Below are 20,872 nucleotides of genomic sequence, written 5' to 3' on the forward strand. Positions count from 1 at the left end.
TTGCTGCCGATTCCTCGATCCGGTGACGCTCAGAATCGGGTCGATGGGGAGTCTGACCAGGTCGGGATGTTTAGACCGCCGGCGCTCGGCCGGCGCCGTTGGTCCTGTGCGTGTTCGCTGCCCCGTGTGGTGGTGACGTGAACTGAATGTCGATAGCATTCGTCGAAGCCAGCTCGGCCTGTCTCCAGGGCGACCCCTTTGTGGGGTCCTCGCTGAGCTGTCGGACGCCATTGTCCCCCGGACGGTCATACCTCCCTCAGATGGGTAGCTGACCGCCTGTGTCGTCGCCAACGTACTCAGGATAACGAGGGTGCTGGAAGTTGTGATGCACCATTACTTTCTCTTGCCATCGCTCGTAGGCGAATTGTGCGAAGTCATAACAAGCTGATATTTTGCGTAATTCGTTGAGTGCATTGAATTCATGAATGGCCAGACGTGCCCCAGTGAAATCTGAAAATACCTCGCCTGAGCCTATAACGTCGTCCATATTGCAGAACACCCGCGGGAGAATTGACTCCGGGGCTAAATCGAATATCTTCAATGCCTCAATGGTGGACGTGTAATAATCGAGGTCGAACGAGATCATTCCGATTGGAGCGTGCGTCGACCCGTTTTCAATAAATTCCGGCAGTGTGTCCGAGATGGGACCTATGACTAACTCGGCGCTGGTCAATCTGCTTTTTAGCAGAGGAACATCCATCTCGTAGAAGCCGCGTTTCCACGCATAGGGCAGGTCGCGATAGTCAGCGGGCGTCGGCAGCCCTGAGCCCATATCAAATCCGACGATGCGGACTCGGATCGGCAGGCGCTTTTCGACCTCGGACTTGATTGCCTCCAGAGCAATCAGGCCGGCTCCGCCGGCGACGCCGAATTCTATCCAGGTGACTTCGTCGCACCCTAACCGCACCGCGGTTTCGCTAGCACAAACAGCGGTGTACGCGTATGCCGGTCGCGGCAAAATGCCAAGCTGGACTTGCTGCATGAGCGAGTATCCGTGGCTGGCGGGAGTTCGCGCCAGGAGGCGTTTGGCAATAAAGCCGACGGATGACGAGTCTTTCGCCGCGGCGCGCACCAGTTTGTCCATGAGCAAAGCCTTGCGATTGTTCATCTCATCGTCCCCGATACTGACTCGGCATAAAAGGCTCCTACGGCGATTCGCTGAGCTGCAATTCCGGCGGTAGCTGTTGCGGCTTTGGCGCCGCCGCGCGTGGCTTGACTTGCAGAAGTGTAGCTGGAGTGACTGACTTCGGCGTCAATATCGGGAGAGTGAGCTACCGTGCGTGGAAGCTAATGCTCACGCCCGCGCGATTGAAGAGCTTGAGTTTGGGAACCTTTGATGCGCGGCCGGTTCAACGACCAACGCGAACGTCTCTACGCTTTTTGCGGCGCCCGACCTCTGAACTCGAGGCCGTACGTCACGCGCGGCGACGGAGACCCGCCGCCGGCTGGGTCCTTCAATTAGGACGCTGCCGACCATCCAGGGGCGGCTCAGGAAGCGGTGGTGTGAGGATCGGCCTTTGTCCCCCAGATCACAGTTTCGAACCCATATAGCGCCCATGTTCCCCGCATCACCTTGTTTCGGATGCGACTGAGCGGTTCGTTGATAAGGCCGAGCAGCGCCCAGTTCAGCGGACGGAATCGCTCAGCAGCGAAATCGATGTTGATACCGCGGGCGGTCAGTAGCCCGATGACGCGAAGATAGTCCGGTGGCCGGACGTGCGTGTCATCGTCGTAAAAGTTCAGCGTCCCGTTCCTCGACGGGAAGCGCACCGTGTCCGCCGATGGGAACGAAAGATAGATGCGGCCGTTGGGCCGGAGTGCGTGCGCCATTGCTGTGACGACGCTGTCAGGCTCGGCGCAGTGCTCGAGGTTGTGGGAGCTCACGACCGCGTCGAATTCGCCTTCGCGCTGCTCGATCGCACTGAGAAACTCGTTCGGCGGTACGACAAGGTACTGGTCGGCGTACTCGCTGGGGTCATGGTCGATCCCATAGTCAGCGACGTCGAGTCCGACGTAGCGAATATCCGGACGAATGGACTTGAACAGGTAAGGCGAATCATTGCCACACCCGATGTCGAACACCTCGGCTCCCGTGGGCAGCTCACTGAGGAACCGGCGCCGGTTGTTGGCGCGCATGATGACATGGCCCAGTGACTTTGCGCGGTCGCTGATCAGGGTCATGTCAGCTGTAGCTCCTGGTGGTCACAATTGCGAACTCCATCCGGCTCCAAGACGATTGGCACAGGTGGGCATAGCTAGCTACTTGTGCTCGGGGATCCGCCAGGTCACCGCACCACTCTTGGTGAACAGGCACGGGCCCACGGAGCCGCCGCATTCCTTCTCGAGCCCGCGCACCACTTCGATCCGACGACGTGGATCGACGATCATCATGAGGAAGCCACCGCCGCCGGCGCCCGAAACCTTGCCGGCAATCATGCCGTGCGAGGCGGCGACGTCGTAGGCGCGCTCAATATCGGAGTTCGAAATCCGGGATGCCAAACGCTTTTTCGCTTCCCAACCGCGCAAGAGCGAATCGGCGAAGCCTGGGATGTCGCCAACCACCAGGAGATCTTTCATTTCCAGCGCTTCGGCGCGGATCGTATGGGTCGCGTCAAGAGCGTCCTCGTGTCCGTCGACCACGTTCCGTTGTTGCTCGGCAATGACTTCAGAAGACAGTCTGGAGACTCCACCGAAGTACAACAGCAGGGACGCCTCCAATTCGGCGATGACCTCACGACGAATGCGCAGCGGATTCACGACCACTTCTCCACCGCGGCGCGATTCCATGTAGTTGAAACCGCCGAACGCGGCAGCGTAGTGGTCCTGCCAACCGCCAGCCATCCCTAGATCGACCCGTTCAATCTCCCACGCCAGCTGAGCCAGTTCGTAAGGCCCCGGTGTGACGCCGATCAGCTCGCACGTAGTGATCAGCATGGCGACGACCAATGCGGACGAAGAACCCAAGCCAGACCCGGGTGGTGCGTCCACCTGCGTAGCGAGGCGTATCGGGAAGGGTGACCCGCCATTGAACTCTGCCATCACCCGTCGGTACACGGCCACGTGAAGCGGGAAGTTGTCTTCGAGACAGCCGAGATCGGCTATGTCGGCCTCTCCGGAACAGTCTCGATCAGGCGACTGGAAGGCGATGTGTTCGCCGCATCCTGGTTCCGCGAAGGCGTACGCGTAGCGGTCGATGGTCGCGTTCAGTATTCGTCCGCCGTACTCGGTTGAGTACGGATCAACGTCGGTGCCGCCGCCGCCCAAGCCCAAACGTAATGGGGCCCGCCCACGCACTCTCTTCATGAGCCCTGTTCCTCCCTAGCGGAGTTCCTTCTGGGCAGATATTACCGCGTACGTAAATTCCCGCAGGGAATTGAACGAAATATCGGCGGCGCTGTTCAAGTCTCCATGGGGGCCGATGTGGACGCTTGTGCACGCACCGGTGAGTGCGGCTACGTTTTGAGCTAACAGCAGATCGCCTGCGCCGTCGCCGATCATGACACTGAGTGCCGGATCTGCGTCGGGATGTTGATCGAGCCAGTCCAGCAGAAGGCCGGGGCTGGGCTTTCGGCACGAGCAGCAGTCGGACTCGAGGTGGGGGCACACCCGGAAATCTGTTATTTCCAAGGTATTTCGGGCGGTAGCCGCCCGGATGTGTCGATGGATCTCCGCCACATCGTCAGTGGTCATCAGCCCCTTGCCGATGCCCTGTTGATTAGTGGCGACCACCACGTAGGGCGCCCATTCGAGGAGTGCGCTGACTGCGGTCGCAGCCCCTGGCAACCATTCGAAATCGGCCCAGCTACGTACATAATCACCAACAATTTGTCGGTTTATGACGCCATCTCGATCGATGAATAGACACCATCGGCGACCAGCTCGGTCGCGAACGATATCTCGGACGGTCGAATAGTCAGCAGCTGTGCTGCAATGATCCGAAGAGCGCATATTCAACATGTTCCGAAATGGCGTGAATGAATACGATATGGCTTTCTTGAATGCGGCCAGTATCGTTAGACGGCACGTTTATCAAATAGTCTGCGAATTCCGCTAGTTCGCCCCCGGTGGCTCCCGTCATGGCCACCACCGTGACGCCAAGATCGCGGGCTTTCTCTGCTGCCCGAAGTACATTCGGAGAGTTGCCAGAGGTGCTGATGGCGACCAGTGTGTCACCTGGTCGAGCAGACGCTTCGAGTGCGCGGGCGAAGACGGTGGCGTAGTCATAGTCGTTTGCCACAGCCGTGACATGAGACGAATTTGCGTGCAGCGCTTCGGCGCTGAGCGGCGGCCGGTCGAAGATGAAATGGCCGGTCAGCTCGGCCGCGAAGTGTTGCGCATCGGCCGCACTGCCTCCGTTGCCGCATATGAACAACCGCCCGCCGGCTTGGTAGCTGGCGATGATCCGATCCTCAACCGCTCGTATGGTCGCCAGCAAGGCTGTGTCGGCGAGGATGCGTTGCTTGACCGCGACGGTCTCGGCGAGTATTTCTTCGGTGCTCCTCATGTGCGCTCCTGACAGACTCAACACATATTGCAACCTGTTCACACAACAGTGGTTTCCGGCACTGCCGTCGACGCGCTGCTGCTAGTCTGCCGACAATAGACGTCCGCGACGAGATGCACTGCGGAAGGCCAGGGAAATATAAATGTTTTCGAAAGTGGCGGAGCTCAGTTGAACGGGCGTGACAGCGCCTGTGTCCGGATCTACAGTCCGTTGCACAACGTCTCTGAACATTTTGTCGAGCGGTTGACTGAGTCGCTTGGCGCCGCAGGCATTGCCTGCGTACGGCTTCCCTCTCGTGATGGTGAGGTTGGTTCGAATCGTCTTGCGAAAGCGCAAGCACTCGGCGCCCATGTTCTCAATGTGCGCCGACATGTTCGTACGGGTGGACCCAATGTCGTGGCTTGGCCGCTCACCGGTTGGTGGGAGATGCCGCTGTGGCGGCACCACACACACCGAACGTTCATCGCGATGCACGATCCGGAGGCAGTGGCCCGGCAGGACGGACTGTCGCCGCTCGCCGCGGCCAATGCGATCAGGTTGTCAGGTTCCCGTTGGCCACATCTGGTCACCATGAGCCCTGAAGCGATGGCAGCTGCCGCGAAACATGTGGATCCAGATCGTATCCACTTGGTGCCGCATCCCATGAGGGCACCGCAATTGGGCCAGCCTACTGTTCGCCGGAAGTCCGTCCTTGTCCTCGGTCAGTACAAGCCGGCGCGGGACCTGGACGTCATGTTAGTCATCGCTCCAGCCCTGCGAGCAGCTGGTTGGACGCCCATCGTGGCCGGCCGCGGCTGGCCGTCTGTGCCTGGCTGGGATGTCATCGACCGCTTTGTCAGTGAAGCTGAGTTCGCCGAACTCCTTGGCTCTGCAGCTGCGGTGTTACTGCCCTACAAGCACTACTTCCAGAGTGGAGTCGCGTTGCGTGCGCTGGAAGCCGGAGTTCCCACAGTCGGACGAAGCACGGGATTTCTGACGTCGATCCTCGGTGCGAATTTTCCTGGTGCTGTGGACAACTGGAATGATCCGGATTCCTGGTTGCAGGCTGTCCTAGCGGCGACGTCCGCCCGCGAAGGGCAAATTCGTTCTGCGGCAGACTATTCCGAACGGGCGGCCGCCGCATGGCGTGAACTGTTCATAAAGACGGGCCAGCTGTCGATTCCATGAGTAGCGCGGCAGGGGGCACGTTGCATGTGCTGACCGTTCATTTCAATACACCGGCTCTGACGTCGAGTTTGGTGAGAGCCCTCCCGCTGTGTACACCCAGCGGGCGCAAGGTTGTGGTCCATGTGCTTGACAACGCTTCTACGCCGGAGAATCTCCGCGAACTCCGTGACAACCTATCCGGATTGGATTCAGTAGCCCTTCACGTCAATGACGACAACGTCGGATTTGGCGCCGGTATGAACTTTTTGGCCGACCGAGGCGGTATCTCGCCATCTGACGTGCTGTGGCTCCTCAACCCAGACACTCGGCCGGAGCCCGGTTGCCTCGCGGAGCTCGAAAATGCGCTGGATCGAGGGCAATTCGATGTCATCTCACCGCTCATCTTCAGTGGAAGCGGCGACACGGCTTGGATTTGGTACTGCGGCGGGGACATCAACAGGCGTTCACTAAGGGTGCGTCATCAGCTCTACGGCGCCCCGACCACTGTTGTGCCACAGGACGATTTCGAGACCAGCTTCGTGACGGGTGCCGCTCCGATGATGCGTGCGTCCGTGTTTCGTGCAGTCGGCGGTTTCCCCGACGAGTACTTTCTCTACTGGGAGGACGCCCACTTCTCCTGGAGGGCTCGACAGCTAGGGCTTCGACTGGGCGTCATTCCGTCAGCGCGTCTTTGGCATGCTGTCGGGGCTTCATCTGGGTACGGACTGAGCTCAGTCTTCTACTATTGGGCAACTCGCAATCGCTTCGTCTACGCACGCGACACCGGGATTGAACGCCGCCGACTGACCTGGGGCCGCGGAGCACTGGAGTCGTTGCGGCTGATCTTCTGGGCACTCCGCGAACGCGAGAAACGGTTCCTGAAAGTGCGCGCCGCCATTCGCGGTACCTGCGACGGGGTGCGGCAGTTTTCTAGAGTGCGATGAAATCGACCTGATGGTCGGGGCGCAACCATGACACACGGAGATCGGTCTGGACAGAGCACCGTTCTGTCGGTTCGCGCAACGGTCGTCACCGGTCGAGGCATGGACTGGCGTCGACAGCACCGAGCGTCTGGGCCGCCGGCCGCTGTTGTCTCGGCCTTGAGTACTTGCTCGGTCAACGCATGGGTGAGGTGGCAGACAAATGATCGCGATGTCCGGCGGTCGCCATGTATGGACCTTCAAACCGACTGAGGAAACCAACCCGGGGCGCTCAGTGCTTGTGTGCGGGCAAGCCCTCAGATTTGTTATACCGAGCTAATGACGGCACCAGCGCAGGGCAATCGAGAGCGAGGGCAGGATTCTGCCTGAGGAATCGATGTTCATCGATCGGGCATTCGGCCCACCACGAGCGCCGAAAATATCCCGCAGCCTGCGTCGTTAGCTATTGACGCCGGGCTCAATTTCTGCGATGCTCCTATGAGGATTTCCTCCACGAGGATCTCATCATCGGAAGGCTCGGACAATGTCTGTTCTCACGACGCATGTTTCGAACGCCACAGCTAAGTTGCAGGTCGGTATGGCCGCATGCGCGGTAGCCGGAGCCGCCACACTGACTCCGGTGATGGCGCAGGCCGCACCGGTTCCACTTGCCCCAATAACGCACGTGGTGGACAACATCATTCAAGGTCCACTCACGTTCCTGCCACAGGCCAGCTGGTGGGAGAACGAGCCCTGGTGGTGGTTCTCCCACTCGCCGAGCCCGACTCCGCCCGCACCCATCCTGGTCGGGACGTTCACCCCGCTGTCGATCATCCCGGGCTTTCTTCAGCCACTGTGGAAGCAACTCACGGCCAACATCAATTTCTCGGCCTGCTTCCTCGGCTTCGGTGCCAAGATCGGGCCGTACGGCACCATCACGGTTTCGCTGACTCGGGGCTGCTAGGTCGCGCGCGATCTCGTCGAGTAACACATTTCTTCTGTGGATACAGCGGGGGATGCTGACGACGACGCATCGGGTGACGGCAACAGCACCGACAGGAATCGGCACCGTCGGCCGGAGCGTCGCCGCGCCATCCGCATAGTGGGACTGGCTGTCCTGGTCGGCGCAATCGGATTTCTGTGCTGGTTGGGATTAGAAGGGTATTCGGCTAAATCCCATCTGGAGCGAGCGCGTGCTAACGCACAGCATTCGAAAGAAGCGATGTCAGGCGGCGATCTTGACGCTGCGGTGCGCTTTGCCTCCGAGGCAGAAGCGGACGCTAAACGGGCGAACAGTGCAGCCCACTCAATGCCATGGAACCTCGCCGCACATGTTCCGTGGCTAGGAAGTCCATTCAAGACCGCACAGCAGATCTCGCAGGTCGTTCTAGGACTGGCGTCAGATGTCATAAGGCCCGCCGCAGAGCTGGGCACGGTGCTTTCTCCAACCCATTTGATCAAGGGCTCGCACGTCGACGTTCAGAAGCTTCGCGAGAAGGAGCCGACGGTATCCAAGATCGCATCTGATGCGCGTCGTATTGAATCAGATGCCGGTGCAATCGCTGACCCGGCTTACTTCTCATTCCTTCGGAACGCCCGTACGGAGCTCCAAGCACAAACGGCCAAAGTCGCCAACCTGCTGGATAAAGCCACTCTCACCGCAAAGCTCGCCCCGCTGTTGATGGGCGTAGACGGACCTCGCACCTATTTCATGGGATTTCAGACCAACGCCGAGGCCAGGGGAACAGGCGGCATACTCGGCGGGTTTGGAATTCTTCACTTCGACCATGGTGTGCCGACCGTAAATGCGTTGGGCCCCAACACCGAATTGAGCGGGCCTTTCACACCGCTGGACCTTGGCGCCCAGTTCAATCAGGAGTACGGCTACACCAACCCCAGCACCGATTTTCGCAACAGCAATCTCAGCTCACATTTTCCGTACGCAGCGCAGATTTGGCGATCGATGTGGGCGCAGCAATCGGGCACCACTGTCGATGGAGTCATCGCAATGGATCCGGTTGCGCTTAGCTACGTCCTGGGTGCCACTGGACCGCTGGCGTTGTCGGACGGCGAACTGATCACGGCGGCCAACGTCGTCGAACTGACCGAATCGACGGCGTACAAACGATTTCCGACGGACCAGCGAGCGCGCAAACAGTTCCTACAGGACATCGCGACGACCGTCGTCAAGAAAATGACCACCGCAGTCGACTCACCTCGGAGCCTCCTCGATGCGCTCGGCAGAGCCGCCAGTGAGCGACGGATTGCGCTATGGAGTGCGTCTCCGGATGAAGAAAAGCTACTGGAGCAGACGCCGCTTGCTCATACGATTCCCGATGACGCATCACCATATGCAGCCGTCGTTCTCAACAATCTGGCCGGCAACAAAGTTGACTACTACGTAAGGCAGGACGTCACTTACGAGGCCGAGGGCTGTACCGGCGACACCCGTAACTCGACGGTGACCGTGAAGCTGACGAGCGTCGTGCCGAACACACCGCTGCCTGAGTATGTGGCGGGTTCCCTCGGCCTCAAGAGCGATATACCGCTCACATTGCCAAGCGGGACAATGGTGACGTCCGTTCGACTAGTCGCCACGAAGGGCGCGAAACTACAGGGCGCGTTCTCGAACGGCCAGCAGGTACCGGTGTTCACCGGGGTGGACCGCGATCACCCGACCTTCGAAATCCAGGTGGCCATCCCACCGCGGCAATCGGGGGTGCTGACCTTTCGCTTGTCGGAGCCCACGGCTCCTGGTGTTGCGCGAGTTCCACCACAACCACTCATCGATGAGGCGGCCACTACGGTGAAGGTCCCCGAATGCGCCCAGAAGTGATGGCAAATCCGCATATTTTTGACCTCCGCGTGACATATATTGAGGAGCATCATCGACGCGCTGAGCTTACCGGACCTAGGCTGCCACACACTTTCTCGCAGCAACCAGTCGGGGTCGACGCGCTAGGCGATTAGAAGGAGAGTGCGGCGTTGAATCTGCAGAATTTTCTAAAGATATTGCGGCAGAGATGGATCACAGTCAGTGCGACGATCGTCTTGGCCGTGCTGGTGGCAATAGTAATTACCGTTACGACGACTCCACTTTATAAGTCGTCGACGCGCCTATTCATTTCCACATATGCCGGTAGTTCATTGTCCGATACGTACCAAGGAAATCTACTCTCCCAGGAGAGAATCACGTCGTACACGATACTGCTGACGGGCGAGGCGCTCGCCCAGCGAACTGTGGATGCGCTTCATCTCGACATGTCCACGCAGGCATTACGTAAGGAAATTACAGCCCGATCAAAGGCAGGCACTGTTCTGATCGACGTGGATGTACTCGACCCATCGCCTGTCCGGGCGCGCGATATCGCGAATACGCTATCGAACGAATTCGTCGCGATGACTCGTACGCTAGAGACCCCGGGCGACGGCAACATTCCCGATACCCGGGTGGTGGTGGAGCAGCCCGCGGCGGTCGCCACCTCTCCGGCTGTTCCGAATTTGATACAGAATCTTGCATTTGGGTTGGCCGCGGGCATCTTGCTCGGTATCGCATTCGCCGTCGGGCGAGATGCCATGGACAACACTGTCAAGAAGCAAGAAGATCTTGAGAGCATCACTGGAGTCGGTGTTGTTGGAGATATACCAGTCGACAAAGCCCGGCGAGCGGACCCAGCTATCTCGTTCGGCGCGGAGAATTCCGGGATTGCCGAATCATTCAGAAAGCTGCGCACCAATCTCAGCTTCTTGGCGGTAGACAATCCACCGCGGGTAATCGTTGTGACGAGTTCCATTCCGAACGAGGGTAAAACAACGACTGCTATTAATATTGCGTTGGCTTTGACCGAAGCGGACAACAATGTACTACTCGTCGATGGCGATATGCGCCGGTCGATGTTACAGAGTTATCTCAAGCTCGATGGAGCGGTAGGGCTGAGTACCGTCCTCAGTGGCTCCGTGTCTCTTGCCGACGCGCTGCAGGAGACGCAATTCCCCGGATTAACAGTTTTGGCTGCTGGCGGAGTACCGCCAAATCCAAGCGAGTTGTTGGCATCACAAGCAGCCAAGAAGCTGATCGCAGAGCTTCGCGGGCAATTCGACTACGTGATTATGGATTCATCTCCATTGCTGGCGGTTACGGATGCTGCGCTGTTGGCGGCAAATTCAGATGGCGCGTTACTACTGGCACGATATGGCCTGACCAAGCGCGAGCAGCTGTCCCACGCAACAGGAGCCCTTCGGAACGTAGGCGCAGTCTTGCTTGGCACCGTCTTCACAATGACGCCCCCACGCAATCGTTCGTCTTACGACGGCGCTTATTACTACTACGGCAGTGGCCATGGTGGTCGACGCTCTCGTAACGACTGACCCGGACGATGAATCCTTCCCGGGGTGCCGGCGCGATGCGCGATGACATCAGATTTGGGCATACGAGATCAGCGACTATTAGAGGTGGGTGCCTAGTAGGCGTCTTGTTAGTGCTCTCTGCGTGCACGCCAAAGCCTCCGCTCTATGAGTCGCGCGCAATCTCGACACCTAGCTCGACGAGTCAATCAACTAAACCCATCGGTGCGGCGCCGGTTTCGCCACCCGCCGAGGCGTCATTCGTCGACGAGTTCGACCGGCCCGATACGAAAAACGGACTCGGAGAAGGTTGGAACTTGCGTCACACGCCAAGGGGCGACGTGGCATCCCTGCCTTCCGCGACGGACGGATACATCGCGGATGGACACTTCACTTACGCCGGGACAAGTGATGTCATCGCGATACGCCAGTTTCGCGCTCCGCTACTGGCCATCGGTGCCGAAGGGCAGTTTAACCGCCGCGGCAATTCTAATAGTGAAAGCACCATCATGATTGGTATCGCCGGCGACGAGAATCTCAAAACGGATGTTGTTATGTTTGCCGCTAGCCGGACTGATTGGGGCTTGCAGAGTCAGAATGCCAACAGCAGGCTCAAGATAATAGCAACAGGCCAGTTTTCCCGGCCGTTAGAACTGGGTCGCAGCTACCGATTTTTCCTACGCTGCAATGGCAGTCAAGTGAGTGTTACGGGTCCGGGAATCGACGAATCAAGATCACTACCGATGCCTGTCTCGCCCGGGGTATACGGATTTTGGCGCGAAGATCCAAGCCGAACGCCGGCGACCGGGATTTTTGACTTCGACAAGGTGTGGGCGCTGGAGGATGGCCTTCCGGCGGCACCTATTCCGACGTCTGTAGCCGACGCGGAACACTGATGTTCAGCGGGAAGCATACTTCCCCGCGAATGTTCCGGATGGTGTGCACCTACGCGCCGAAAAGGCGCATACCGGAATGAGTGCACGGTCAAATTGCGGAGTACTTTCTCTATGCTGAGTACAAGATAAGGGCTCTAGGCCGCTCTCTGAATATTCCTTTAGTCAACGCGTCGCGACCTGATGAGATATTGCACGGCAAGAAACCGCTGTAGACGACCAAATGTCAGCTTATCGAGGAGAGCGCCACGCCTTCCCGGAATATTTGGCCGCACTACCTCGACGTTCATTCCAGGTGAACTCATCAGTTCAACTGCGCCATGCCTCGCGAACCATCGAATGTGTGTACGATCCAAGATTCCCGAATCGGTAAGCGTATAGCGTCCACGAAATAGCAGCGGTAGCAGGAGCTGGTAGTAATTTACGTTCGGCACACTCACCACGATGACGCCATCCGGCGTCAAGCCGTCGTGCAAGAGTTCAATAGTTGTCCAGGGGTCGCGAAGGTGCTCCAGGACGTCGAGTGCCATGATCGTGTCGAATGGCCCGCGCTCAGCAAGAATCTTCTTCACAAAGTCGGCATCTTCAAGGTCGCCGAGGCAGGTTCGGTCGATGTCATTCAACTGCCCGGTTACCCGGTCTGCCACGACTACGTAGCTTGCTCGTCCGAGTCGTTTTAGCGCCGCGCCGGTAGCACCTACACCACCACCGAAATCAAGCACTCGTCCTAACCGATCCGGCAGCAATGGAAAGACGTCCGCGCGTACCAGGTCGTGGTAATTTTTGACGGGCTGTACCGACAACATGAACGACCTAACAATTTCCGAGTGATGTTCATTGGTTTCGGGCGAGTTCATACGTAGGGTAGCTGACTCAGTCGTGACACAACCAGATCCCAGCGCACTTGCAAACAACTCTGCGCGCGTTCACATCCGCCGCGACACCAGCGATCATTCGACGAGAGAACCAGCGGCCCTCCCGTCACGGAGAAGGGCCACGATCGACCCGCCGGAAGCCCACGGCCACCCGACCGACAACACCGTGCCGTTGTGGCGAATGCGTGTCGCAACCCGCCGGAATTTCGCGGATACGAGGCGGTCCGGAACGGAATTTGTCGCTCGCATGCAGGAATCTTCTCGTCGACGGAACCGATCATGAATCCGCCAACTGAGCGTCCTCACGGCCGCGCAACTGCGGCTCACTGATGGCGCTGTCGCTGTCGTCTTGGGTCTGCCGGGAACCCCGGGCGAGTAGCGCTATACCCAACAAGGACCCGAATACCGGTGCACCGGAGACGTCCTCGGGGGCGGGAACAACTGTGTTCGTGATTAGGAATGCGACAATGGCGGCCCCCGCCGCTGACCGCAGAGCAAATCGCCCGTGAGCGAAGAGGGCGTGTGCAACTGGTGTCAAGAATGTAACCATGTACGCGATAAGCCCACACCAGCCGACCTTGGCAATAGCCCACCAGTAGAACTGATGGGCGTAGTAAGTTCCCGAAGTCGCGGTGAACCCGACGCCGACAGGCTGGCGGTAGCGGAAGCCGAACCCGTTACCTGTCAGTTCGTGGCCCGAGATTGCGCTGTGCAGCCAGACGACTTCGCTCTGCCGATACAGCACTGAATAGTCGTAGTGCTGCGCATAGCCGCCGAATCCCTCGACAACACGGCTCGTGTACGCCGCGTAAATCATTCGGAGACCATCTAGTCCGGGAATATCGCCGGCGAAGGATAAGACCACTCCCACCGTCGCGAAGACAGCGATGCCGACGACAGCGATCGCGATCGCCCGCATCATGCCGCCGTAGCGATGCGTCCGTCCGGAAATTCGGACGCCTCGCTGAAACAGCGGCGTCAGTAACAGTGTTATTCCTGCGAGGACGATTGCGTATCGCGAGTATCCGATAACCGTCATGCCGAATGCGGGAACGAAGTAGCCGAGCGTCTTGCGAGCCAAATCCGGCCTGATCGCCCACAATGCGATGACAATAGCGACTGTAGCGCTTGCCAGGTGAGTTGTTGGTCCAAGTATTCGTTCCACGCCTGCTACGCCACCGTGAAACGCCCTCCCGGACAGTGACGCGTCCTCGGCGTGCACGTTGACTTTCATGACACCCCAGAGGTCCATGAGAATGAAACCAAACGACACCCAAAGGGTAATTTTTACCGCCCGAAGCGCAATATCGGCTTGCGGCGTCGAGGCAATTCGGCCAACGATAAACACCGACAACGCGACAACCAGCAGGCCGCGCCCATCATTTGCGATTGCTCGTATATCGTATCCGCTCCAGAATCCGGCGAGCACGCCGATGGAAGTAATTGCTCCGATGCCTATGCAGCACCAATCGGTAAGGCGGTTTGATGGCCGAGAGATCAATAGGTAGAAAGCTGCGATAAAAAGCGGAATCTCGTGTAGAAATACACCGAATCCTGAAATATAGATCTGTTGTGGAATGAACGTAGGCAAACTCGCAAAGGTGAGGAAGATGACCACGCCTATCCACCACTGTGGCGCATACGCCATTATCAACATCGCGAACGCAATGAAGGCTATGACGGCCAGCATCCCCATCAACAAAGGGTAGCGGAGAACGACGTGCCGTGTGGTTGCTCTTGACGAGAAGGTGCACGCGAATTTATCGCGGGTTCCGCGCGGTTGGCGAGCTGGATCGTGAGCTGACCACTGGAGTCGCCAAGTCGGGGTTGCCGAGGGGCAGTGCAGTGGCCCCGCCCCACGGCAATGTTCTGCCGTACGCGACGGCAGACCGCTGGGCTTTGGAAAGTCGGGCTCGAAGAGCGTTCGCGCTGTGCGATGAAGCAACGCTCCGACGGCGGCCCGGCCAACAATCGAGGTTTAGACGTATTTTGGTTTAATGCCCGACAGCCGATTCGGGGTCGAGGGCTATTCGACGGAAAACCTCCAAAACAGGCCCGATTGCACGCCCGATTGCACGCTTCGTTGCTGACCGCCAGTCCGCAAATTGATTCACAGCCTTAGTGCGCTGAGGCCTGACTTGCCTATTAAGGTGTCGATAGGTGGCCTGCGTGTGCAGGGCGAAGGCCTCGCCGCTCATCTGGGTCTGGGCACGTTGCCGATCCTGTCCTCTTAGATGACCGCGTTGTGGGAAGCGCCGTGTGCAGCGTATCGGGTTCTGGGATTCGAGTTAGTAGGCTAGGGCGACAATGTGTTTCGAGAACTCCGACTACGGCGGCGCATCGTCGACTCCCCGCTCACTTGTCCGGACCCCAACGCCGACCTGCGTGGAAAGCGCTGTGGCAGGACACTATCGACCAGATCCAACACCTGCGACCGCCATCACGAACGGCATGCGGTTGACGGTGGCGCCACCCCTACGACTGCGGCGCGACCGCAAGCAATCGCGACGCGACACTGAAACCCAAAGCGAATGAAGACCACGAATATCGCCGTCTCACTGGGGCGAGCGGAGTAGCGTACCGCGGATGAAGGTCGCGGGAGCTTCTACCCGTAGTACACCAGATATGAATGTCGGCAAGACATCGCATAGGAGCCGCACCATCGAAAGTGCTCGGCGTCCGGACCTGCAGGGAATGCGCGCGGTCGCGGTCTTGGCGGTCTTCGCTGATCACTTGTTCGATTGGCCACCAGGTGGATTCGTCGGTGTCGACGTGTTCTTCGTCCTCAGTGGTTTTTTCATCACTGGACTCCTGATCCGGGAGAGGACGACGAGAGGAAAGTTGTCGTTCCAGCACTTCTACGTGCGCCGCGTGAAGCGAATCCTGCCGTCCGCTGTGCTCGTGCTCGTCGTAACGGTGATTTGCTCCCACCTGCTGTTCCCCGCGACCCGTGCGAAAGAGACGCTCCTCGACGCGCTATACGCCGCGCTGTTCGGCGCGAACTTCCGCTTCCAAGCGGTCGGGGCCGACTACTTCCAACGAAGTCAGCCACCGTCACCGCTGCAGCACTACTGGTCGTTGTCGATCGAAGAGCAGTTCTACTTCGTGTGGCCCGCCTTGCTGGTGCTGCTCTTCGCGCTCACCCGAAGGCTTCGCCGTCGCGGGAACACGTGGGCTCGACAGTGGGGGCTGATCGGCGCGATGGCCATGATCGTCACCGCCTCCTTCGGATGGGCGATGGTCCTGTCGGCGGACGACCCGAACAGCGCGTACTTCTCCACGCTGACCCGGGTGTGGGAACTCGGAGTCGGCGCCCTGTTGGCGATCGCCGGACCGTGGCTCGCAAACATCCCATCTGTCATCCGGCCAGGGCTCGCATACCTCGGTCTCGCGGGCGTGCTCGGGTCACTGTTCCTGATCGATTCGACGGTTCAGTTCCCCGCCCCTTGGGCGGCATTGCCTGTCCTGTCGACGGCGCTCGTGGTCGCGTCGTTTCACGGCGCCGAGATCCGCGGTATGCCTGCGCTGACCAACCCCGTCGCCCGCTACTTTGGTGACACCAGCTACACCTTGTATCTCTGGCACTGGCCAGTGATCATCTTGCTGTTGACCATGATTCCGAAGGGCCCGCTCTTCTACGCCGTCGCTCTCGGCGTCGCGATGGTGCTGACCGCGGTCACATACCACTTCTACGAGGACCCGATCCGTAAATCGGATTGGCTGCTCGACAAGGCCGCCCGGAAAGATCGCCGACTGCCGGCACTGGGCCCGTCGAGCTGGGGTCTCATCGGTGGTGTCATGGTCGTCGCAATTGTGTTGTCCATCCTCGGTATCCGGCACACCGGCATGACTTCTGGCGAGCAGGAATTATCCCGCGCACAGGATGGCCAAGGGCAGGCAACTGACTCGACCCCGTCTACTGAGAAGGTCGACCCATGCTTCGGGGCGCCAGCAATGCTGACTCCTGGCTGCGTCTTGCGGGACCCCAACGTGCCGTTGAAGCCCAGTGTCGACACGTTCGCCCACGACGCGGCGGAACAATACAAGTGCTACCGGGGCCAAAACAAAGGTGAAGAGCTGAAGACCTGCACCTACGGCTACATGGGTGACGACGCGACTCGCATTGCGTTCGTAGGCGACTCGCACGCGGCATCGCTCCTACCGGCGCTGTTCCGGGTACTCGGGCCGAACAAGTGGCGCCTCACGACCTACATGGGATGCGGCTGGCAGGACCCACCCCGATTCGATTGTCCGATGGACGAGATCGAAACGAAGCTCCTCGCTCACCCGTACGATCTTGTACTCACCACATCCATTCGGTCGTCGGGCACCGCACCGGCCGACTACCAGAAAGCGTGGGCACCGATCGCCGCGGCCGGCAGTCGAATCGGCGTAATAGCAGACGTTCCGGCGACGAGCGAGGATACGCTTGCGTGCCTGACCAGGGTCAGTCTCAGTGATGATCGAACCGGCGAATGCGGTATGCCAAGAGCGTCTGCCCTGAGGGCATCCGATCCGCTGATCGCCGCCGCAGATCTCGTACCTGGCGCGACACTGATCGACCTGACGCCGTACTTCTGCACAGCTGACCGTTGCCCATCGGTTATAGGCAACGTAATCGTGTACCGCGATCTCGCATCCCACTTAACGACGACGTATGCGAAGACGCTTGCACCGGCCATCGAGGATGGAGTCCGACGCGCATTGGCTGCGCGGGCGACCACTACTCGGTGACCACCCGACCGCGACCTTACTTGACCTCGACAGGGCCGTCGCCACGGTGTTATCGCCTCGGAGCTTGGGCTTCGGAAAGTCGGGTTCGAAGAACATGCGCACTGTGCGATGAACGAACAATCCGACGGCGGTCACAGCTGGCAATCGAGGCCTAGGCGTATTTTGGTCTAATGCCCGATAGTGGATCCTATTCGGCGGAAATCTTCAAAACAGATCCTATTTCACGCTTCGTTGCTGCCTGCCAGACCGGAAACTGATCCACCGTCTCGCTGCGCTGAAACTCGATCAGCTGCCCAGGTTTCATTCTGATCGTGTTGTTGCGGGACACGCATCCTATGGGCTCAGTATGATTATAGGTGTAAGCGCTGAATGCTTGGTCGAATGTATTGTTCTGAATGACAATATCTGCCGGTGTCTCCCAGAAATACGTGAGAAGTTGCACACGAACGTTCTGATCTGGGCGAACATCGGAAAATGCGGAGTAGCCCGCCCTTTCGCATAGATTTCGTTCAACAAGAATGCGGCGGAAACCAACGGCGGACGCGCTGCCTTGGGACCAAAATTCGATGGACTGAGTGCAATCGTGAACATGATTATCTCGGAAGGTCATGTCCTCCCATCCGCCATCGGATCCGGCAGTTCCTTGTGCACTCCATGCCGTATCGTAAACTTGAGCTATTTCGTTTTTCTCGATAAGCCAACGCTTCGCATTGACCCAATTTGAGATTCCGTTGCCCCAGCGCGTCTGACCGATCAGCAGAGAGCCGCCGATAAAGTCAATAAGGCAATTGTAAATATGGACATCGGGTCCGGTGCCGGCCACGCCACAGCCACCGGTGCCTGTGATGTGGATGTCATGGATCGCATTTGCACCGTTTGGGCAGTAGATAACTGCGCCGCTGCCGTTCTTTATGTCGCAGTTCGGAGCTGCTCTGATATCGTCGGCCAGGCTCGCCGGATTTGCGGGAGCGGCAACGTAGAGCGTATTGGCGAGTATGTCCGCGTAAAAGTCCCAAGGTTCTTTCAACGAGGCGATATCTGGCTGCAAGGACGCCTTGACTGCCCTGTCCACCATCAAGAAGCCAATATTCGCATCCGATGTCGTCGTGTAACCGTCGTGCGTATCGGCCGAACCGAGGTCGACCTTCCAAATACCCGGCGCATGCTCGGCCCAGCCATCGGCGCGGTTCAATATCTTGAACATCGTCACAATCGGTCTGTCGCCGGAACCATAGGCACCTACTTCGCACCCCCAGGGCGGCGCGAACTCGCCAAAGAAAGTGTCTCCGCGACGGAGTAGAAGTCTCGAACCACTGCTTGGCAGTGCCTCGGCAGCGTGCCGGACGGTTGCCCATGCAGTCTCGGGGGTGCGGCCATCTGCGTTGTCGCTGCCGAGTGCTGAAAGATAGTATGTCGGCACGTTGGATGGCAGATCTGATGCGGCATTGGCCGGAGTGCGCAGGAACGGGAATGCCGATATCGCCAGTGTGGCGGCTCCGCGACTCATCAGCGCCCGGCGCGAGAACCTCAGTGCCATCTGATTTCGCTTTGTCGCCCCGATAGACTCGGTGCCTCACGAAATTGGGCAGTGAGACAGCGCAAGGTTCTAGGTTTTCCGTGTGTCAATAGGGTTCTCCATCGAGGGTTTCTATCGGACATAGCAAGCTGTGAATGTTGGACTGATCAGGCTTCCAGAAAGTTTGGCGCCATCGGGAAGCAGCGCGCGAAATTCACGGCGCGATAGCAACCGCGTGAAATCGTTCTTCCGGTGTCGGCGCCACGTAGGAAACCAGTGCAGGAAGAGCGTGGACGTGTGTGACTCGACCGGAAACCACTTATTAGGAGTGGTGATGATCCACGTGCGCGCTACCCGAGTCATTTCTTCGACCATGCGTCGCTGCTCGCATTCATCGCCGACGTGCTCGATAATTGCATTAGCCAACGCGAAGTCTACGTAGTCATCGTCAAACGGCATGTCACGTGCATCGGCGATCAAGAACGGGTATGCGGTGATGGCTGGCTCGATGTTGATACCCATCTTGACCGGATAACGCTCGGCGATCGTTCTTTCGATCACTCCCGAGTTCGCCATGCCGGGGTCGTCGGCGTTTTCGTCACCGGTGGCTCCGACGAGCAACACATCCTTGGTGCCTTGTTCGGCCAAGAATGCGAGAATGAGGTCCGCTTTTTTCCGTCGGTTACGCAGGCTGTACGCGAGGACTGCCTTGCGGACTGCCTTCTTGAACCATGGGCCTAAGGACACAGCACCCGCCTTACCCTCGGCACATCCCATGCCTTCGGCAGTAGGTTCTCACGAGTTAGTAGGCGTTGACGCCGGTCAGCATTGATCGGCAGATCGATTGCGAGCCGTTCGGTGCCGAGCCATAGCGTCGTTGCGATCTGAGGCCCGGTTCGCGGGGCTTCATGTCTGCAGTCTGCAGGCACAGCGGCCACTGAACGGGTGAGTCTCCGCGCCCGCCGATACAGCGAGCGCGTGCATTCGGCCATAGTTGACTCCCTCGCCGTGGGCAACGAGCAAGCGGTCGTTGCGTACGGTCGTTGCGTCGTCGGACGCAGTGTATCGCCGACGTCAATAACTGCTGGGTCAATCCGTGCAATTTGTCCTCGCCCCTGAGGTAGTCCGCGCGGCTGCTTCGCCTCCGCCAGGCGCGAGAGACGCGAGGGGCGCGTACAGCGCTGAATGTGTCGCACCTCAATTCAGTGCCTTGGCAATCAAGGACGCGAGGTGATGGCCTGCGGCGGTGTAGGCCGCTTGGGTGAGGTGAGTGCCGTCCACCGTCAATGATGGCGGCATCGCTCCCGCTGAAACAGCTTCCGTGTCAGCGGGGGTGGGCGCGACGCCCGCAGCCGCCAAGCCGTCCGAAGCCAGCCAGCCGCGCAGGTCAACGAACCGCGATCCGTACGTCTTCGCCAGCGCATCAGTGGTAGCGGGGAGGTAGCCGATGATCAGGTAACGCGGTGGGGCGGATAGAGCGGAGACCATCGAGGCGATGTCGCGGGTGATTGCCGCTGGTTGCGCCCAATTATTTGCGCCCGCCCAGATGACTTCGAAGCAGCCGCGGTACTCGAGGCCGTCCGTTCCGCTGAACGTGGATCCCAGGGGGATGGGCACAGTAACGTCCACAGCGGCGTCGGGAGTAAATGAGAAATCATCAACCCCTGGGTTCCGCGTGTGCTCCAAGGTCCCGGGCACTCCGGCGAGCACGCCATGCATCTTCAACGACCCGGCATGCTCGTACTGGCTCCAACCATCGGTGGGGCTGATGGCGTCCACGTGAATCGGCGCGGTCGACTTTGCGGGAATCCGGCCGCCGCTCAACGTCACTTGCGGTCTCAGGCCGCCTTGCCGCACGGCGATCTCAGCCGATCCCTGCGAGGGCCAACCGAAGTTCTTTGTCGGCACGCCCAAATCGGTGCCAATGGTCTCAGGCATGG

Annotated in this window: 17 protein-coding genes; 7 read left to right on the plus strand and 10 right to left on the minus strand. The window is 59.1% G+C overall.

Features of this window, described 5'->3' with window-relative positions:
- Nucleotides 1-256 precede the first annotated feature (256 nt).
- The 5 genes from AC3WTE_RS09355 to AC3WTE_RS09375 form a co-directional block, all read right to left on the minus strand.
- On the minus strand, nucleotides 257-1,108 hold the full coding sequence (locus AC3WTE_RS09355) for a hypothetical protein (RefSeq protein WP_492437119.1): 852 nt from the start codon (nucleotides 1,106-1,108) through the stop codon (nucleotides 257-259).
- A 380-nt stretch (nucleotides 1,109-1,488) separates the two neighbouring features.
- On the minus strand, nucleotides 1,489-2,181 hold the full coding sequence (locus tag AC3WTE_RS09360) for a class I SAM-dependent methyltransferase (protein WP_492437121.1): 693 nt from the start codon (nucleotides 2,179-2,181) through the stop codon (nucleotides 1,489-1,491).
- A gap of 78 nt (nucleotides 2,182-2,259) precedes the next feature.
- On the minus strand, nucleotides 2,260-3,303 hold the full coding sequence (locus tag AC3WTE_RS09365) for a GHMP family kinase ATP-binding protein (protein ID WP_492437122.1): 1,044 nt from the start codon (nucleotides 3,301-3,303) through the stop codon (nucleotides 2,260-2,262).
- Nucleotides 3,304-3,318: 15 nt separating this feature from the next.
- A complete protein-coding gene (locus AC3WTE_RS09370; RefSeq protein ID WP_492437358.1) occupies nucleotides 3,319-3,894 on the minus strand; it encodes an HAD-IIIA family hydrolase in 576 nt (191 codons plus the stop codon).
- A 19-nt stretch (nucleotides 3,895-3,913) separates the two neighbouring features.
- Nucleotides 3,914-4,504 carry a D-sedoheptulose 7-phosphate isomerase gene (locus AC3WTE_RS09375; protein WP_492437123.1) on the minus strand — a complete coding sequence of 197 codons (591 nt, stop codon included), beginning with the start codon at nucleotides 4,502-4,504 and terminating at the stop codon, nucleotides 3,914-3,916.
- A gap of 168 nt (nucleotides 4,505-4,672) precedes the next feature.
- Here AC3WTE_RS09375 and AC3WTE_RS09380 point away from each other — a divergent pair, with 168 nt between their 5' ends.
- The 6 genes from AC3WTE_RS09380 (at nucleotide 4,673) to AC3WTE_RS09405 (ending at nucleotide 11,810) form a co-directional block, all read left to right on the plus strand.
- Nucleotides 4,673-5,671: a glycosyltransferase gene (locus tag AC3WTE_RS09380; protein ID WP_492437125.1), complete on the plus strand. Its 999-nt coding sequence runs from the start codon at nucleotides 4,673-4,675 to the stop codon at nucleotides 5,669-5,671.
- Nucleotides 5,668-6,594 carry a glycosyltransferase family 2 protein gene (locus AC3WTE_RS09385; protein ID WP_492437127.1) on the plus strand — a complete coding sequence of 309 codons (927 nt, stop codon included), beginning with the start codon at nucleotides 5,668-5,670 and terminating at the stop codon, nucleotides 6,592-6,594. The genes AC3WTE_RS09380 and AC3WTE_RS09385 overlap by 4 nt, the downstream gene beginning before the upstream one ends.
- Before the next feature lie 520 nt (nucleotides 6,595-7,114).
- Nucleotides 7,115-7,534 (plus strand): hypothetical protein, encoded by a 420-nt coding sequence (locus AC3WTE_RS09390; protein WP_492437128.1) that lies wholly within the window; start codon nucleotides 7,115-7,117, stop codon nucleotides 7,532-7,534.
- A 36-nt stretch (nucleotides 7,535-7,570) separates the two neighbouring features.
- Nucleotides 7,571-9,406 carry a DUF4012 domain-containing protein gene (locus tag AC3WTE_RS09395; protein WP_492437129.1) on the plus strand — a complete coding sequence of 612 codons (1,836 nt, stop codon included), beginning with the start codon at nucleotides 7,571-7,573 and terminating at the stop codon, nucleotides 9,404-9,406.
- Nucleotides 9,407-9,555: 149 nt separating this feature from the next.
- Nucleotides 9,556-10,938: a tyrosine-protein kinase domain-containing protein gene (locus tag AC3WTE_RS09400; RefSeq protein ID WP_492437130.1), complete on the plus strand. Its 1,383-nt coding sequence runs from the start codon at nucleotides 9,556-9,558 to the stop codon at nucleotides 10,936-10,938.
- A gap of 317 nt (nucleotides 10,939-11,255) precedes the next feature.
- Nucleotides 11,256-11,810 (plus strand): hypothetical protein, encoded by a 555-nt coding sequence (locus AC3WTE_RS09405; protein ID WP_492437131.1) that lies wholly within the window; start codon nucleotides 11,256-11,258, stop codon nucleotides 11,808-11,810.
- Nucleotides 11,811-11,968: 158 nt separating this feature from the next.
- Here AC3WTE_RS09405 and AC3WTE_RS09410 read toward each other — a convergent pair whose 3' ends face one another.
- Nucleotides 11,969-12,664 carry a class I SAM-dependent methyltransferase gene (locus AC3WTE_RS09410; protein ID WP_492437132.1) on the minus strand — a complete coding sequence of 232 codons (696 nt, stop codon included), beginning with the start codon at nucleotides 12,662-12,664 and terminating at the stop codon, nucleotides 11,969-11,971.
- Between the two features lie 295 nt (nucleotides 12,665-12,959).
- Nucleotides 12,960-14,378, minus strand: coding sequence for a hypothetical protein (locus tag AC3WTE_RS09415; protein ID WP_492437133.1), 1,419 nt, complete (start codon nucleotides 14,376-14,378; stop codon nucleotides 12,960-12,962).
- A 929-nt stretch (nucleotides 14,379-15,307) separates the two neighbouring features.
- On the opposite strand from AC3WTE_RS09415, the gene AC3WTE_RS09420 reads away from it, so the two are divergent.
- A complete protein-coding gene (locus AC3WTE_RS09420) occupies nucleotides 15,308-17,416 on the plus strand; it encodes an acyltransferase family protein (protein WP_492437134.1) in 2,109 nt (702 codons plus the stop codon).
- 187 nt (nucleotides 17,417-17,603) lie between these two features.
- Here the strand turns inward: AC3WTE_RS09420 and AC3WTE_RS09425 are convergent, their stop codons facing one another.
- The 3 genes from AC3WTE_RS09425 to AC3WTE_RS09435 all read right to left on the minus strand — a co-directional run bounded on the left by AC3WTE_RS09425 (nucleotide 17,604) and on the right by AC3WTE_RS09435 (nucleotide 20,870).
- The gene (locus AC3WTE_RS09425; protein WP_492437135.1) at nucleotides 17,604-18,923 is read right to left on the minus strand and encodes a hypothetical protein; all 1,320 of its coding nucleotides are present in this window, start codon (nucleotides 18,921-18,923) and stop codon (nucleotides 17,604-17,606) included.
- 141 nt (nucleotides 18,924-19,064) lie between these two features.
- Complete coding sequence (locus AC3WTE_RS09430; RefSeq protein WP_492437136.1) at nucleotides 19,065-19,580, minus strand: class I SAM-dependent methyltransferase; 516 nt, start codon at nucleotides 19,578-19,580, stop codon at nucleotides 19,065-19,067.
- 549 nt (nucleotides 19,581-20,129) lie between these two features.
- Nucleotides 20,130-20,870: an SGNH/GDSL hydrolase family protein gene (locus tag AC3WTE_RS09435; protein ID WP_492437137.1), complete on the minus strand. Its 741-nt coding sequence runs from the start codon at nucleotides 20,868-20,870 to the stop codon at nucleotides 20,130-20,132.
- Between the last annotated feature and the right edge of the window lie 2 nt (nucleotides 20,871-20,872).

Source organism: Mycobacterium sp. FW102-FHT13B02 (assembly GCF_058790275.1).

Bases quoted from the DNA above. Each gene is read 5' to 3' on its own strand.
- AC3WTE_RS09415 (WP_492437133.1), bottom strand. From the start codon at position 14,378: ATGGGGATGCTGGCCGTCATAGCCTTCATTGCGTTCGCGATGTTGATA.
- AC3WTE_RS09420 (WP_492437134.1), top strand. From the start codon at position 15,308: ATGAATGTCGGCAAGACATCGCATAGGAGCCGCACCATCGAAAGTGCT.
- AC3WTE_RS09425 (WP_492437135.1), bottom strand. From the start codon at position 18,923: ATGAGTCGCGGAGCCGCCACACTGGCGATATCGGCATTCCCGTTCCTG.
- AC3WTE_RS09365 (WP_492437122.1), bottom strand. From the start codon at position 3,303: ATGAAGAGAGTGCGTGGGCGGGCCCCATTACGTTTGGGCTTGGGCGGC.
- AC3WTE_RS09385 (WP_492437127.1), top strand. From the start codon at position 5,668: ATGAGTAGCGCGGCAGGGGGCACGTTGCATGTGCTGACCGTTCATTTC.
- AC3WTE_RS09360 (WP_492437121.1), bottom strand. From the start codon at position 2,181: ATGACCCTGATCAGCGACCGCGCAAAGTCACTGGGCCATGTCATCATG.
- AC3WTE_RS09390 (WP_492437128.1), top strand. From the start codon at position 7,115: ATGTCTGTTCTCACGACGCATGTTTCGAACGCCACAGCTAAGTTGCAG.
- AC3WTE_RS09375 (WP_492437123.1), bottom strand. From the start codon at position 4,504: ATGAGGAGCACCGAAGAAATACTCGCCGAGACCGTCGCGGTCAAGCAA.
- AC3WTE_RS09410 (WP_492437132.1), bottom strand. From the start codon at position 12,664: ATGAACTCGCCCGAAACCAATGAACATCACTCGGAAATTGTTAGGTCG.
- AC3WTE_RS09355 (WP_492437119.1), bottom strand. From the start codon at position 1,108: ATGAACAATCGCAAGGCTTTGCTCATGGACAAACTGGTGCGCGCCGCG.
- AC3WTE_RS09435 (WP_492437137.1), bottom strand. From the start codon at position 20,870: ATGCCTGAGACCATTGGCACCGATTTGGGCGTGCCGACAAAGAACTTC.